A 15,870-nucleotide genomic window follows, 5' to 3' on the forward strand; every position below is an offset into this window, starting at 1 on the left:
TGGATGCGAGAAAGGCGGTGGGAGAACCGCCAAGAATCACCAGCCGCTAATGTAGATTGCGAGGATTAACTGCGAATGACTTACAGCTATACCGAAAAGAAACGTATCCGCAAGAGCTTCGGAAAAAGCTCCACCGTGCTGGAGGTGCCGTACCTGCTGGCCATGCAGCGCGACAGCTACGCCCAGTTTCTGCAACTCGACACCCCTCCCAACGAGCGCGAGAATCACGGCTTGCACGCGGTGTTCTCGCAGATTTTCCCGATCGAGAGCTACACCGGCAACGTAGAACTGCAATACGTCAGCTACAGCCTTGGCGAGCCCTCTTTCGACGAGGAGGAATGCCGCCTGCGCGGCGCCACCTACGCGGCGCCGTTCAATCTCATGGTGCGCCTGGCGATTTTCGACCGCGGCAGCTCGCGAGCGGTCAAGGAAATCCGCGAACAGCAGGTTTACCTGGGCGAAATACCGCTGATGACCGAGCACTGCAGTTTCATTATCAACGGCACCGACCGGGTAATTGTGTCGCAACTGCACCGCTCGCCGGGCGTGTTCTTCGACCATGATCGCGGCAAGACGCATTCTTCCGGCAAGCTGCTCCACAATGCCCGCGTGATTCCCTACCGCGGATCCTGGCTGGACTTTGAGTTCGACGCCAAGGATTGCGTATATACGCGCATCGACCGCAAGAAGAAGATCCCGGCCACCGTTCTGCTGCGCGCCATGGAACTCTCCACCGAGGAGATTCTCGGCCTGTTTTTCGAGCGCGACGAATACCGGATCGACAAGAACGGCAAGGTCAAGATGCGACTGGTGCCGGCGCGGTTGCGCGGCCTCACCGCGCGCTTCGACATCGTGGCCGGCGGCGAAGTGATCGCGCCCAAGGACCGCCGCATCACCCAGCGCCACGTGCGCATGCTGGAAAAATCGCGGCTCAAGTGGCTGGAACTGCCCGACCTGCCCCAATACGCGGATGATGACGAAACGCCCGCGGCCGAGGAAAGCACACATCCGCTGTTGGGCGAGACACTCGCCTGCGACGTGGTGGACAAGGAAACCGGCGAAGTGCTGGCCGCCGCCAACGATGAGATCGATCACCAGGTCCTGCGCCGCCTTATCGCTCATGGCGTCGCGGAAATAAACACCATCTACGTCAACGAACTGGAGCACGGGCCCTATATTTCCTCCACGCTGCGCGTGGACGAAACCCGCAATCGCGACATGGCGCTGGTCGAAATATACAAAATGATGCGCCCGGGCGAACCGCCCACGCAGGAAGCCGCCAGGAACCTGTTCAATAACCTGTTCTTCAGCGCCGAACGCTACGACTTGTCGCGCGTGGGGCGGATGAAGTTCAACCGCCGCGTGGGCCGCGAGGAAACCACCGGCAGTTCGGTGTTGAGCCGCGAGGACATCGTTGACGTGATTCGCGTGCTGCTCGACATCCGCAACGGCAAGGACAACGTCGATGACATCGACCACCTCGGCAACCGCCGGGTGCGCTGCGTGGGCGAGATGGCCGAGAACGCCCTGCGTCAAGGTCTGGCGCGGGTCGAACGCGCGGTCAAGGAGCGCCTTTCGATGGCCGAAAGCGACGGCTTGATGCCGCAGGAAATGATCAACGCCAAGCCGGTATCGGCAGCCATCAAGGAATTTTTCGGCTCCAACCAGCTCTCGCAGTTCATGGATCAGAACAACCCGCTGGCGGAAACCACCCACAAGCGGCGGGTGTCGGCGCTGGGCGCCGGCGGTCTGACCCGCGAGCGAGCCGGGTTCGAAGTGCGCGACGTGCATCCCACCCACTACGGCCGGGTGTGCCCCATCGAAACGCCCGAGGGGCCGAATATCGGGCTCATCAATTCGCTGGCCGTGTATGCGCGCACCAACGAGTACGGCATCCTGGAGACGCCCTACCGGCGGGTCACCGACGGCAAGGTCACCAACGCCATCGATTACTTGTCGGCCATTGAGGAAGGCCAGTACGTTATCGCGCAAGCCAACGCCGCAATCACCGATGCCGGCGAGTTCAGCGATTCGCTGGTGCGGGTGCGCTATCGCAACGAGTCCACCCTGATGCCGCGCGAGCGGATCCAGTACATGGACGTGTCGCCGCGTCAAACCGTCTCGGTGGCGGCAGCCTTGATCCCGTTCCTCGAGCACGGCGACGCCAACCGCGCGCTGATGGGTTCGAACATGCAACGCCAGGCCGTGCCTACGCTGCGCGCCGAGCCGCCGCTGGTGGGCACCGGGATGGAGCGGGCCGTGGCGATCGACTCCGGTTCCTGCATCGTGGCGCGTCGCGGCGGCATGGTGGACTACCTCGATTCCTCGCGCATCGTGGTGCGCGTCGATCAGGAGGATGCCGGGTCCGGTCAGCCGGGTGTGGACATCTACAACCTGGTCAAGTACCAGCGCACCAATCAGAACACCTGCATGAACCAGCGCCCGCAGGTTCGTAGAGGCGACCGTGTGGAGGCCGGCGATGTGCTCGCCGACGGCGCCGCAACCAGCATGGGCGAACTGGCCCTGGGACAGAACCTGCTGGTCGCCTTCATGCCCTGGAATGGCTACAACTTCGAAGACTCGATCCTGATTTCGGAGCGCCTCGTGCATGAAGACCGTTTCACCAGCATCCACATCGAGGAGCTCACCTGCATGGCGCGCGACACCAAGCTGGGCGCCGAGGAAGTCACCGCCGACATCCCCAATGTGGGCGAGGCGGCGCTGGCGAAGCTCGATGAATCGGGAATTGCATACATCGGCGCTGAGGTCAAGGCAGGCGACATCCTGGTGGGCAAGGTCACGCCCAAGGGCGAGACCCAGTTCACGCCCGAGGAGAAGCTGCTGCGCGCGATATTCGGCGAGAAGGCTTCCGATATCAAGGATACCTCGCTGCGCGTTCCGGCCGGAATGGACGGCACGGTTATCGATGTGCGGGTATTCACGCGGGATGGCGTGGAAAAGGACAAGCGCGCCTTGGCCAACGAGGATCAGGAGTTGGCCGGCGTCAAGAAAGACCTTGACGATCAGCGCCGGATCCTCGAGGAAGACCTGTTTCAGCGCCTCCGTGAGCGCATCCAGGACAAGGTCGCCGACGGCGGACCGGACGGCTTCAAGCCGGGCAAGGTAACTGCCCGCAAGCTTGAGGCTCTGCCGCGCGAGCAGTGGTTCGAAATTGTCCTGCGCAACCGCAAGCTCAATGCCACGCTGGAGAGTGCGCGGGCGCGCCTGGAGGAGATCCGCGAGCAGATGGAGCGCCGCTACGCGGAAAAGGCCCGCAAGATCACCGCCGGCGACGAACTGGCCGCCGGGGTGCGCAAGATGGTGAAGGTGTACATGGCCGTGAAGCGCCGCGTTCAGCCCGGCGACAAGGTGGCCGGACGGCATGGCAACAAGGGCGTGATATCCACCATCGTGCCGGTCGAGGACATGCCCTACCTGGCCGACGGCACTCCGGTGGACATGGTGCTCAATCCCCTGGGTGTGCCCTCGCGGATGAACACGGGACAGATCCTTGAGTGTCACCTCGGATGGGCCGCCAAGGCACTGGGGCTGAAGATTGGCGAGATAGCGTCTCAGGATGGCGGCACACAGCCGCTGCGTGAGGTGCTGGAGGGGATCTACAGCTATTCTGCCGCCGGTTCCGGGCAGAGCGTGGAGTCGCTGAGCGACGAAGAACTCACCGAAATGGGCGGCAACCTGACTACCGGCGTGACCATGGCCACGCCGGTGTTCGACGGCGCCACCGAGACCGAGATCAAGGACATGCTGAAGCTGGCGGAACTGCCGGAATCGGGTCAGACCACGCTGTATGACGGGCGTACCGGAAAGGCCTTCGATCGCCCGGTCACGGTCGGCTACATGTACATGCTGAAGCTCAACCACCTGGTGGACGACAAGATGCATGCCCGCTCGACCGGACCCTACAGCCTGGTGACCCAGCAGCCGCTGGGCGGCAAGGCCCAGTTCGGCGGGCAGCGTTTCGGCGAAATGGAGGTCTGGGCGCTGGAGGCGTATGGGGCTGCCCACACGCTTCAGGAAATGCTCACCGTCAAGTCCGACGACCAGGCCGGCCGCAGCCGGATGTTCAAGAGTATCGTGGACGGTCGTCACCGGGTTGAAGCCGGCATGCCGGAATCCTTCAACGTGTTGGTGAAGGAAATCCGCGCGCTTGGCATCAACGTGGAACTGGCGCGCCGTTAGACCGATGCCGATTCCAGCCAGAAAAACTTCAGCGGTGCGGATCGAGAATCCGCGCCGACCCAGCAGCGAACAACCAGCAATTGCAAGGAGCGATGCATGAGAGAAATCACGCGCATGGCCCAGGCCACCCCCGGATTCGAAGACTTTGATTCCATCACCATCGGCCTCGCGTCGCCGGAGATGATCAAGTCCTGGTCGTGGGGCGAAGTACGCAAGCCCGAAACCATCAACTACCGCACCTTCAAGCCGGAGCGGGACGGACTGTTCTGCGCCCGCATCTTCGGTCCGCTGAAGGACTTCGAGTGCATCTGCGGCAAGTACAAGCGGCTCAAGCATCGCGGCGTGATTTGCGAGAAGTGCGGCGTGGAAGTGCGCGAGGCGCGGGTGCGCCGGGAGCGCATGGGGCACATCGACCTGGCCACGCCGGTGGCCCATATCTGGTTCCTGAAGTCCCTGCCGTCGCGCATTGGGCTGATGCTCGACATGACCATGCACGAGATCGAGCGTGTGCTTTATTTCGAAGCCTTCGTCGTCACCGATCCCGGCGACACCGACCTGGTTCAGGGCCAGCTCCTCACCGAGGAGCTCAAGCGCGAGGCGCTGGAGAAATACGGCCCCGTGTTCGAGGCCGAGATGGGGGCCGAGGCGATCCGCAAGTTGCTGCGCGAAGTGGACCTTGACGAAGCCATCGAGAAGGTGCACGGAGAAATCGACGCCACCGGTTCGGAAACCAAGATCAAGCGTCTCACCAAGCGTCTGAAGCTGCTCAAGGCATTCAAGGACTCCGGCAACCGGCCCGAGTGGATGGTGCTGACCCGGCTGTCCGTGCTGCCGCCGGAGCTGCGCCCGCTGGTGCCGCTGGAAGGCGGCCGCTTTGCGACCTCGGACCTCAACGACCTCTATCGCCGCGTCATCAACCGCAACAACCGCCTGCGCCGGCTGCTGGATCTCAACGCGCCGGAAATCATCGTGCGCAACGAAAAACGCATGCTGCAGGAGGCCGTCGACGCCTTGCTCGACAACGGCCGCCGCGGACGCGCCTTCACCGGCAGCAAGAAACGCGCGCTGAAGTCGCTGGCCGACATGATCAAGGGCAAGCAGGGCCGCTTCCGCCAGAATCTGCTTGGCAAGCGCGTGGACTATTCCGGGCGTTCGGTGATCGTGGTGGGCCCCACCCTCAAGCTGCACCAGTGCGGTCTGCCCAAGAAGATGGCGCTGGAGCTGTTCAAGCCCTTCGTGCTTTCGAAATTGCAGTTGTTTACCGACGCCACTTCGGTGAAGGCGGCGCGCCGACTGATCGAGCGCGAGGAGCCGATCGTCTGGGATTTCCTCGAAGAGGTCATCCGTCAGCACCCGGTACTGCTGAATCGCGCCCCCACTCTGCACCGCCTCGGAATCCAGGCTTTCGAGCCGTTGTTGGTGGAAGGCAAGGCCATCCAATTGCATCCGCTGGTTTGCACCGCCTTCAACGCCGATTTCGACGGCGACCAGATGGCGGTGCATGTGCCTCTGTCGCTGGAAGCGCAGCTCGAGGCCCGCGCCTTGATGATGGCGTCCAACAACATCCTGTCGCCGGCCAACGGCGAGCCGGTCATCGTGCCTTCCCAGGACGTGGTGCTGGGTCTCTACTACATGACCAGCAAGCGCATCAACGCCAAGGGCGAGGGCATGACTTTCAGCGGCCGCGACGAGGTGCATCGCGCCTACGAGACCGGGGCCGCCAACCTGCACGCCGCGGTGCGGGTGCGCACCGGTGGGCAGATGGTGGACACCACCGTGGGCCGCGCGCTGCTCGGCGCGCTGCTACCGGAGGAGCTGGATTTCGACCTGATCAACCGCACCATGAACAAGCGCGAGATCGGCAGCCTGATCAACGAGTGCTATCGGCGCGCCGGCCTCAAGAAAACCGTGGTGTTTGCCGACCGCCTCATGTACATGGGCTTTCAGTTCGCCACGTCGGCGGGTGTCTCCATCGGCATCAATGACATGGAAGTGCCGGAAGACAAGCCGGAAATCCTGGCCGAGGCCGAACGGCAGGTCAAGGAAATCCAGGACCAGCACTCGCAAGGTCTGGTTACCGATGGCGAGCGCTACAACAAGGTAGTGGACATCTGGTCGCACACCAGCGATCGCTTGGCGCGGGTGATGATGGACAACCTCGGCACCGAGCAGGTGGCCGACGCATCCGGCAAGGAAGTTACCCAGAAGTCCTTCAATTCGATCTTCATGATGGCCGATTCCGGAGCGCGCGGCTCGGCCGCCCAGATGCGCCAGTTGGCGGGCATGCGCGGCCTCATGGCCAAGCCGGACGGCTCGATTATCGAAACGCCGATCACCGCCAATTTCCGCGAGGGGCTGGACGTGCTGCAGTACTTCAACTCCACGCACGGCGCCCGCAAGGGACTGGCCGACACGGCCCTGAAAACCGCCAACTCCGGCTACCTCACGCGCAGGCTGGTGGATGTGGCCCAGGATCTGGTAGTGACCGAGGAGGACTGCGGAACATCCGCGGGCCTCGTTATGGAGGCGGTGCTGGACGGCACCGAGCAGATTCAGTCGCTGACCGACCGCATACTCGGTCGCGCCCTCGCCCAGCCGGTGGTTTCGCCGGTCAGCGGCGAGGAGTTGATCGCCGCCGGCGAATTGCTCGACGAGCGACTGACCGCGCTGATCGAAGAGCAGGGTGTGGAGCGGGTCACGGTGCGTTCGCCGATTACCTGCGAGACCCGCTTCGGTGTGTGCCGCAACTGCTATGGGCGCGACCTGGCACGCGGCAAGTGGGTGAACATCGGCGAGTCGGTAGGCGTGATCGCGGCGCAATCGATCGGCGAGCCCGGCACCCAGCTCACCATGCGCACCTTCCACATCGGCGGCGCCGCGTCCCGGACCGGGGCGCGCAGCAGCATCGAAGTGGGCCGCGCCGGCGTGGTGCGGCTGCAGAACCTCAAGACCTTGCAGCACAAGAGCGAGAAACGCCTGGTGGCCGTGAGCAACACCGGCGAGTTGGCCCTGGTGGACGCCGACGGCCGGGCGCTGGAGCGCCACAAGGTCAGCTACGGCGCCTCGATTCTGGTCAAGGACGGCGACCAGGTGAAAGCGGGCCAGACCGTCGCCACCTGGGATCCGCACAACCGGCCGATCATTTCCGAAGTGGTGGGCTGGGTTGAATTCGAGGATTTGCTCGAAGGCATTACCGTGGAGGAGCGGATCGACGAGCTTACCGGGCTGTCCAACGTGGCGGTCCTGGAACGCCGCCGCCGCCCGTCCTCGGGCGCCGACAAGGAACCGCGCATCCGGCTCACCGACAAGAACGGCGTGGTGCTGAACTTCGCCGGCACCGACGCGCCGGTTGAGCACAAGCTGCCGGAAGGCTCGGTTCTGGATCCTGTTCTGGCCGCCGCCTGGCAGGCTTCCCAGACACAGGAAGAGGACGGCAAATCGACCGCCAAGCGGCAGAAGGTGGTGACCGGCGACGTGCTGGCGCGGGTGCCGGCCAGCGAAGCCAAATCCATCGACATCACCGGCGGCCTGCCGCGGGTGGCTGACCTGTTCGAGGCTCGCAAGCCGCGCGAAGCGGCCATCCTGGCCGAGCACCACGGCGTGGTCAGCTTCGGCCAGGACACCAAGGGCAAGCGCCGGCTGATCATTGCCGACGAGCAGGGCGAGGAGGTCAAGATGCTGATCCCCAAGGAGCGCCCGCTCAACGTGTTTGGCGGCGAGCGCGTCGAGACCGGCGAGGTGATCGCCGACGGCGAGCCCAACGTCCACGACATCCTGCGTCTGCGCGGCGTACAGGCGATGGCCGAGTATCTGGTGGGCGAGATCCAGGCGGTGTACCGACTGCAGGGTGTGCGCATCAACGACAAGCACATCGAGGTGATCATCCGCCAGATGCTCAAGCGCGTCGAAGTGCAGGAGCCTGGCGACACGGGGCTGCTCAAGCGCGAGCAACTGGAACGCGCCCAGCTATTCGAGATCAACGAGCGCATGGAAGAGGAAGGCAAGGATCAGGCCACCTACCATCCACTGCTGCTGGGCATCACCAAGGCCTCGCTGGCGACCCGCTCCTTCATCTCCGCGGCGTCCTTCCAGGAAACCACCCGGGTGCTCACCGAGGCTGCCGTGATCGGCATGCGCGACGACCTGAAGGGCTTGAAGGAGAATGTCATCGTGGGCCGGCTGATTCCGGCCGGCACGGGCTTTCACTATCACCGCGAGCGTTTGCTGCGGCGCGAGAAGCGCCTGGAAATGGAAGCCGAGGAAGCCGCCGCCGAGGCCGCCGCAGAGACTGCGGAGAGCGCCGAGGCCGCGGAGGCTACCGCGGAACCGGCACCGGCCGTCCCCGCGTAAGCGGGCGAGGGCGGGTGCCCGGCGCTGAGGCAGCGCAGGACACCCGCCACCGCGGGCCTTCTTGCTTCCGCCTTACCAGGGCGGCATCGGCGTGTTGGTGCGGTGCCCGAATTCGAGGCGCGCCAGCAGGACCACCAGCAGCAGAGCGCCAACGGCAAACACGACGTCTCCCGGCACGCGCAACCAGACGAGCGCTTCCATTGCCTGCGAGTGCATCATTTCCGCTGTCCGCGCATACCAGTAGCCGTCCCTGAAGGACACCAGGCCCTGCAGGATTCCCTGCGGTAGCAGGGAGCCGAACACCATGAGCGCGAGCCCGCCGTTGAACAGCCAGAAAACCCACTGCAGGGCGCGGTCCGACCATCGGCAAGCCACTTGCGGCAAGTCGCGCCGGCACAGCAGCAGCAACCCTATGCCGAGCATCCCATATACGCCGAACAGCGCCGCATGCCCATGCGTTGGCGTGGTCATCAGCCCCTGCAGGTAGAACAGCGCCAACGGCGGATTTATCAGGAAGCCGAGCACGCCGGCGCCCACCAGGTTCCAGAAGGCCACCGCCAGGAAGAACATCAGCGGCAGGTGATAGCGCCGCACCCAGGGTGCATTTTTCTCCGCTCGCCAGTGATCGTGAGCCTCGAACGCGATCAGCACCAGCGGCACTACCTCCAGTGCGGAGAAAACCGCGCCCAGTGCGAGCACCGGCTCGGGCGTGCCCGCGAAATAGAGGTGGTGAAAGGTGCCGAGCACGCCGCCGCCCAGGAAGATCATGGCCGAGAACATCACGTAGAACGCTGCCGTGGAAGCCCTGAGCAGGCGCAGGTGAACGAAAACCCAGGCAATCCAGGCGGTTGCAAAAACCTCGAAGATGCCTTCCACCCACAGATGCACGACCAACCAGCGCCAATATTCGGCCACCGTGAGGTGCGTGTCGCGCTCGTATAGCAGTCCGGCTCCGAACAGCAGCCCGACGCCCGCCGACGACAGCAGCAGGAGCAACAGCAGGTGTTTGTCCGGCCCCGAGCGGCGGATTGCGGGCACGACGCAGCGCATCATCAGCCCCAGCCAGATCAGCAAGCCGGCGAAAATCAGTATCTGCCAGGCGCGGCCCATGTCGAGGTATTCGTAGCCCTGGTGGCCGAGCCAATAGACCAGCGCCGGGTTGGTCATGCGCCCCGTGATCGTGAGCCACTCGCCAACCAGCGATCCGACCACGCTCACCACCAGCGCCACCCACAGTATGTTCACGCCCAGTGCTTGCCGGCGTGGCTCGAACCCGGCGATCACCGGTGCCAGGTAGAGCCCTGCGCCCAGCCAGGCGGCCGCGATCCAGAGGATGGCAAGCTGCACATGCCAGGTGCGGGTCAGCGCATAGGGCGCGATGTCGGCCATCGGCAAACCATAGAGATTGTGGCCTTCCACGGCGTAGTGCGCCGTCACGGCTCCCACCCCGATCTGCAGCCCGATCAGCAGCGCTACTACCCAGACATACTTCACGACCGCGCGCATGGATGCTGTGGGCTGTGCGAACGCAAGCGGGTTCTCGTGCGGATAGCCTTCCTGGGGTTCGAGGTCTCGCCGCCATACCTGGCGTTCGCGCAGGAAGAACCAGCACAGTGCACCCGCCCCGGCAATCAGCAACACGACCGAGATGATCGACCACATGAAGGTGGAAGCGCTGGGTTTGTTGTTTACCAGCGGTTCGTGGGGCCAGTTGTTGGTGTAGGTGACCGAGTCGTCGGGGCGCAGAGTCGAGGCCGCCCACGCGGTCCACCACCACCAGGCAAACAGCGCGCGGATGTCCGCATCCGGCGCGGGACCAAGCGGCTGATTCGGGATGGCATAGGCTTCCCTGAGCGCCATCGCTTCGGCATTGTCTCCGGCTCCGCCGAACAACGCCGAATAGTGTTCCAGGATACTGTTGATGGCTTGCGCGCGCTCCGAAGAAATGATGATGCGGCCCGTTTCAGGATCGTGCGTGTTGACCCGGATACGTGCGGCATGGGCGGCAATTCTGGCGGCGCGCTCCGGTTCGTCGAGCGCGGCAAAACGCCCATCGGCATTCAGCATGGCCATCGATTCGCGGTGCAGCACATCGGCCGTCCAGTCGGGCGCCAGGTACGACCCATGCCCCCAAACCGAGCCCAATTCCATGCCCCCGAGTCGGCGCCACACATCGCGCCCTCTATCGATGTCCTCACGCGTGAACACAACAGTGGGCTGACCGCCATCGACCGCGATGACCTCGGTAGGCACGGGCGGCGCCACCTGGAACGCCCGGCCTCCCACCAGCAGCAGGGTGCCGAACATTACGATCATGAGGCCCGCAAAACCCGTCCAGAGCCGCGGGAGAGTAAAGATTTCCCGATAGTTCATGATTCACTCCCAATTTGCGTATGACTTACTTGATAAACTTGCTTACGGCATCACGTAGGCTTAGCACAGAATAACCGCAATTTCCGCTGCGGCAAGGCGCTCATTTCGGGGCCGCGAAACCGCCTCCGAATTGCGGATCGGACGGGGTAAGACAAGGTGCCATTTGCCTTGACTTCGCAGGCGAAAGCCGGATAATTTACGGGTTACGCGCTTGTGAATCGAGGCCGTCGGCAAGACAGCTTCAATGCGGTTCGCAGGCATGCTTTCGGTCACTAACAGACAGGGCGGCGCAGGAGCCAGACAAGCAGCATGTCCACGGTCAACCAGTTGGTGCGCAAGCCGCGTTCGCCGCGGCGCGCCAAGACCAGCGTTCCGGCGCTGGGGAACAGCCCGCAGAAGCGCGGCGTCTGCACCCGGGTGTACACCACCACGCCCAAGAAGCCGAACTCGGCGATGCGCAAGGTGGCGCGGGTGCGCCTCACCAACGGTTTCGAGGTCACCAGCTACATCGGCGGCGAAGGCCACAACCTGCAGGAGCACTCGGTGGTGCTGATTCGCGGCGGCCGCGTGAAGGATCTTCCGGGCGTGCGCTACCACACCATCCGCGGCACCCTGGATTGCGCCGGCGTATCCGACCGCCGCCAGGGGCGCTCCAAGTACGGCGCCAAGCGCCCACGCTGAGGTTCCAGGCGCCATGTCCCGCCGCTCCCGCGCCCCCAGAAGGCCCATCCTCGCCGACCCGCTCTATGGCAGTGAGCTGCTGTCGCGCTTCATCAACATGATTATGAAAAGCGGCAAGAAGTCGGTGGCGGAAAACATCGTCTATGGCGCCATAGACGTCATCTCCACGACCCGCAAGCAGAGCGCCGAAGAGGCGCTGGCGCTGTTGGAGCAGGGGCTGGAGAACGTCAAGCCGGCGGTGGAGGTGCGCTCGCGCAGGGTCGGCGGCGCCACCTACCAGGTGCCCGTGGAAGTGCGGACCACCCGGCGCGAAACGCTGGCGATGCGCTGGATGATCGAAGCGGCCCGCAAGCGCAGCGAAAAAACCATGGCCGAGCGCCTCGCGCGCGAGCTCATGGACGCTTCGGAAAATACCGGCGCCGCCGCGCGCCGTCGTGAGGAAACCCACCGCATGGCGGAGGCCAACAAGGCTTTCGCGCATTACCGCTGGTAGTCCGGCCCCGCGGCGCCAGGTCCTTGTTGTTCCGAGCCTCCTTCGGCTTTCACGGTATCGGTATCGAAGCATGCGCGCTACGCCCATCGACCGCTATCGCAACATCGGCATCATGGCCCACATCGATGCCGGCAAGACCACGACCACTGAGCGGGTGCTCTTCTATACCGGTGTTTCCCACAAGCTGGGCGAGGTCCATGACGGCGCCGCCATCATGGACTGGATGGAGCAGGAGCAGGAACGCGGCATAACCATCACCTCGGCGGCCACCACCTGCTTCTGGAGCGGGATGCGGCGCCAGTTCCCCGAACACCGCATCAACATCCTGGACACGCCGGGACACGTGGACTTCACCATTGAGGTCGAGCGTTCGCTGCGGGTGCTCGACAGTGCGGTGGCGGTGTTCTGCTCGGTGGGCGGCGTGGAGCCGCAATCGGAAACCGTTTGGCGGCAGGCCAATCGCTACCAGGTTCCGCGCCTGGCCTTCATCAACAAGATGGACCGCGTGGGCGCCGATTTCTTCCGCGTGGTGGGCCAGATCGAACGCCGCCTGGGCGCTCGCCCGGTGCCGGTCCAGATTCCGATCGGCGCGGAGGCGGATTTCGCCGGCGTAGTGGATCTGGTCGAGGAGCGCGCCATCTATTGGAGCCAGACGGACCTGGGCGCCAACTTCCGCGAAGAGCCGGTCCCGGACGAGCTCGCCGAACTCGCCGCCGAATGGCGCGAGCGCATGGTGGAGGCCGCCGCCGAGAGCGGCGATGAACTGATGGAGAAGTACGTGGGAGGCGCGCCGCTGTCGGCGGACGAAATTCGCGCCGGCCTGCGCAAGCGTACGCTGAACAACGAAATCGTGCCGACCATGTGCGGCAGCGCTTTTCGCAACAAGGGCGTGCAGGCGATGCTCGATGGGGTGGTGCATTACCTGCCGTCGCCGGCCGAGAAGCCGCCCATCGTGGGCCTGCTGCCCTCGGGCGAAAGCGCCGAGCGGCGCCCGGACGGCGATGAACCGCTGGCGGCGCTGGCTTTCAAGATCGCCAACGATCCCTACGTGGGCAACTTGTCTTTCATCCGCATGTATTCGGGCCGGCTTCGTTCGGGCGACAAGATCCTCAACGTCACGCGGGGCCGCAGGGAGCGCATCGGCCGGCTGCTGCAGATGCACGCCAACGAGCGCGCGGAGGTTTCCGAGGTCTGGGCCGGCGACATCGTCGCCGCGGTGGGCCTGAAGGAAGTCACCACCGGCGACAGCCTCTCCGACATCGGCCAGCCCATCACGCTGGAGCGGATCACCATCCCCGACCCGGTCATACATGTGGCGGTGGAAGCGCGCACCCGCGCCGATCAGGAGAAGATGGCGGTGGCCTTGCAGAAGCTGGCTCGCGAGGATCCGTCCTTCAAGGTGTCCACCGACAAGGAGTCCGGCCAGACCATCATCGCCGGCATGGGCGAGCTGCACCTTGAGATTCTCGTGGACCGCATGCGCCGCGAGTTCAACGTCGAGGCCAATGTAGGCCGCCCGCGGGTTTCGTACCGCGAGACGATCCGCGCGACGATCGAGCAGGAGGGCCGCTTCGTTCGTCAAACCGGCGGCCGCGGCCAGTTCGGTCATGTGTTCCTGCGTCTTGAGCCGCTGCCCTCCGGGCAGGGCTACGAATTCGTTAACGAGATCACCGGCGGCGTGATCCCCAGGGAGTTCATCCCGGCAGTGGACAAGGGCGTGCAGCAGCAGATGGCCGAAGGCGTGCTTGGCGGCTATCCGGTCGTCGATCTGCGCGCCACGCTCTATGACGGCTCCTTCCACGAAGTGGATTCCAGCGAAGTGGCGTTTCGGGTGGCCGCCCAGCAGGCGTTGCGCGACGGCATGAAGCGCGCCCGCCCGATCCTGCTCGAGCCCACCATGAAGATTGAGGTGGTCACGCCCGACGATTACATGGGCGACGTGAGCGCCGACCTGCAGCGCCGCCGAGGCGAGCTGCACAGCATGGAGGAGTCGCCGTCGGGCAAGGTGGTGCGCGGCGAGGCGCCGCTGGCCGAGATGTTCGGCTATGCCACCACGCTGCGCTCGATGTCGCAGGGCCGCGCCACCTATTCGATGGAATTTTCCCGTTACACTCCGGTTCCCGCCAAGCTGGCGGCGGATATCGCCGCCGGCAGTTGAGGAACGCCCACACCCCAAGGAGAAATGCACTGATGGCCAAGGCGAAATTTGAGCGGACCAAGCCGCATGTAAACGTAGGCACGATAGGCCACGTGGATCATGGCAAGACGACGTTGACGGCGGCGTTGACGAAGATCATGGCGGCGCGTCATGGTGGTGAGATCAAGGCGTTTGACGAGATTGACAATGCTCCGGAGGAGCGCGAGCGTGGGATAACGATTGCGACGGCGCACGTGGAGTATGAGAGCGAGGGTCGTCACTATGCGCACGTGGACTGTCCGGGTCATGCGGATTATGTGAAGAACATGATTACGGGTGCGGCGCAGATGGACGGTGCGGTGCTGGTGGTGAGTGCAGCGGACGGTCCGATGCCGCAGACGCGCGAGCACATATTGCTGGCGCGTCAGGTGGGTGTTCCGTATATCGTGGTGTATCTGAACAAGTCGGACATGGTGGACGATGACGAGTTGTTGGAGCTGGTGGAGTTGGAGGTGCGCGACCTGCTCTCGCAGTATGACTTTCCGGGTGACGACACGCCGGTGATTATCGGCAGTGCCTTGCAGGCCTTGGAGGGTGCGGAAGGCGATCGTGGGGTAGGCAGTGTTCAGGCATTGGTGGAGGCAATGGACAGTTACATTCCGGAGCCGGAGCGCGCGGTGGATGGTGCGTTTCTGATGCCGATTGAGGACGTATTTTCGATTGCCGGGCGTGGCACGGTGGTGACGGGTCGTGTGGAGCGTGGCGTGGTTCATGTGGGCGAGGAAGTTGAGATAGTGGGCATCAAGGACACGTCCAAGACCACCTGCACGGGCGTGGAGATGTTTCGCAAGCTGTTGGACGAGGGGCGTGCGGGCGACAATGTGGGCGTATTGCTGCGCGGTGTGAAGCGTGATGAGGTGGAGCGCGGTCAGGTATTGTCGCGTCCGGGTTCGATTACGCCGCACACGCGTTTTGAGGCGGAGGTTTATGTATTGACCAAGGAGGAGGGCGGTCGTCACACGCCGTTTTTCCGAGGTTATCGTCCGCAGTTTTATTTTCGCACCACGGACGTTACGGGTGCGGTGACATTGCCTGCGGATGTTGAGATGGTGATGCCGGGCGACAACATACGCATGGAGGTGGACTTGATTTCGCCGATTGCGATGGAGGACGGTCTGCGCTTTGCGATTCGCGAGGGCGGACGCACCGTCGGCGCCGGCGTCGTCGCCAAGGTGGTGGAGTGATTGCGGGCCGCGCCCGCATGTGCAGGAGTAGTTGAACATGGCAGAAACGCAAAACATCCGAATCCGCCTGAAGGCATTCGATCATCGCCTGATCGATTCGTCGGCCCGCGAAATTGTCGAGACCGCCCGCCGCACCGGCGCCAAGGTGCGCGGGCCGGTGCCGCTGCCCACCCGCAAGGAGCGCTTCACGGTGCTGATCTCCCCGCACGTCAACAAGGACGCGCGCGACCAGTACGAGCTGCGCACCCACAAACGTCTGCTGGACATTATCGAGCCCAGCGACAAGACGGTGGACGCGCTGATGAAGCTCGAACTTCCTGCCGGCGTGGATGCGCAAATCCGCTTGAATTAGCGCATTGGCATGGCTAAAATAACTCGTCTTTACCCTCGCC

The 15,870-nt window shown here is 64.0% G+C and carries 8 protein-coding genes; 7 read left to right on the plus strand and 1 reads right to left on the minus strand.

Features of this window, described 5'->3' with window-relative positions:
• The first annotated feature begins 75 nt into the window (after nucleotides 1-75).
• Nucleotides 76-4,200: a DNA-directed RNA polymerase subunit beta gene (gene rpoB, locus ACWCOO_RS02365; RefSeq protein WP_446831369.1), complete on the plus strand. Its 4,125-nt coding sequence runs from the start codon at nucleotides 76-78 to the stop codon at nucleotides 4,198-4,200.
• A gap of 96 nt (nucleotides 4,201-4,296) precedes the next feature.
• Nucleotides 4,297-8,550, plus strand: coding sequence for a DNA-directed RNA polymerase subunit beta' (gene rpoC, locus ACWCOO_RS02370; protein WP_446831370.1), 4,254 nt, complete (start codon nucleotides 4,297-4,299; stop codon nucleotides 8,548-8,550).
• Between the two features lie 72 nt (nucleotides 8,551-8,622).
• On the opposite strand, the gene ACWCOO_RS02375 is transcribed toward rpoC, so the two are convergent.
• On the minus strand, nucleotides 8,623-10,923 hold the full coding sequence (locus tag ACWCOO_RS02375) for a nitric-oxide reductase large subunit (protein ID WP_446831371.1): 2,301 nt from the start codon (nucleotides 10,921-10,923) through the stop codon (nucleotides 8,623-8,625).
• Nucleotides 10,924-11,232: 309 nt separating this feature from the next.
• Here ACWCOO_RS02375 and rpsL point away from each other — a divergent pair, with 309 nt between their 5' ends.
• The 5 genes from rpsL (at nucleotide 11,233) to rpsJ (ending at nucleotide 15,830) form a co-directional block, all read left to right on the plus strand.
• Nucleotides 11,233-11,604 (plus strand): 30S ribosomal protein S12, encoded by a 372-nt coding sequence (gene rpsL / locus ACWCOO_RS02380; protein WP_446831372.1) that lies wholly within the window; start codon nucleotides 11,233-11,235, stop codon nucleotides 11,602-11,604.
• Nucleotides 11,605-11,617: 13 nt separating this feature from the next.
• The gene (gene rpsG, locus ACWCOO_RS02385) at nucleotides 11,618-12,097 is read left to right on the plus strand and encodes a 30S ribosomal protein S7 (RefSeq protein WP_446831373.1); all 480 of its coding nucleotides are present in this window, start codon (nucleotides 11,618-11,620) and stop codon (nucleotides 12,095-12,097) included.
• 70 nt (nucleotides 12,098-12,167) lie between these two features.
• A complete protein-coding gene (gene fusA / locus ACWCOO_RS02390; protein WP_446831374.1) occupies nucleotides 12,168-14,255 on the plus strand; it encodes an elongation factor G in 2,088 nt (695 codons plus the stop codon).
• Nucleotides 14,256-14,287: 32 nt separating this feature from the next.
• Nucleotides 14,288-15,478, plus strand: coding sequence for an elongation factor Tu (gene tuf, locus ACWCOO_RS02395; RefSeq protein ID WP_446831362.1), 1,191 nt, complete (start codon nucleotides 14,288-14,290; stop codon nucleotides 15,476-15,478).
• Between the two features lie 37 nt (nucleotides 15,479-15,515).
• On the plus strand, nucleotides 15,516-15,830 hold the full coding sequence (gene rpsJ / locus ACWCOO_RS02400) for a 30S ribosomal protein S10 (RefSeq protein WP_446831375.1): 315 nt from the start codon (nucleotides 15,516-15,518) through the stop codon (nucleotides 15,828-15,830).
• The last annotated feature ends 40 nt before the right edge of the window (nucleotides 15,831-15,870 follow it).

Origin of the sequence: Candidatus Foliamicus sp. (genome assembly GCF_965221325.1) — a bacterium.
Classification (GTDB): Bacteria; Pseudomonadota; Gammaproteobacteria; order Steroidobacterales; family Foliamicaceae; genus Foliamicus.